Origin of the sequence: Anoxybacillus sp. MB8, assembly GCF_011006755.1 — a bacterium.
Classification (GTDB): Bacteria; Bacillota; Bacilli; order Bacillales; family Anoxybacillaceae; genus Anoxybacillus; species Anoxybacillus gonensis.
Window position 1 is genome coordinate 1 of record NZ_RXXX01000188.1, and the last position, 302, is coordinate 302.

The 302-nt window shown below is 54.3% G+C and carries 1 protein-coding gene; it reads left to right on the forward strand.

All coding sequences use genetic code 11. The features are described from left to right. Window positions 1-173: 173 nt before the first annotated feature. The coding region (locus EKC99_RS16120) for an NAD(P)-binding protein (protein WP_163152719.1) at window positions 174-302 on the forward strand (129 nt) is incomplete at its 3' end.

The window sequence follows — 302 nt, forward strand, 5'->3', positions numbered from 1 at the left end:
GTCGCTACCACTCCGCAAGGGGAACCCGTCTTTACAGCACAGCTGACGCCTGTCTGTGTGCAACGCCCTGAACGTCAATCCATTCCTGTTCCAGAGAGTTTTCGCGAGGCATTGCTGGCTTATCAGCGCGAATGCAATGACTCCCCCTCTCGCCCACTGAATAAGGCCGCATCATGAAAATTACGATTATTGGCGCTGGCCCAGCAGGCCTGTACTTTGCTTTGCTTGCCAAAAAGCACATGCCCTCGCATGAAATCCAGGTATTCGAGCAAAACCCCGAAGGCGCGACCTATGGTTGGGGA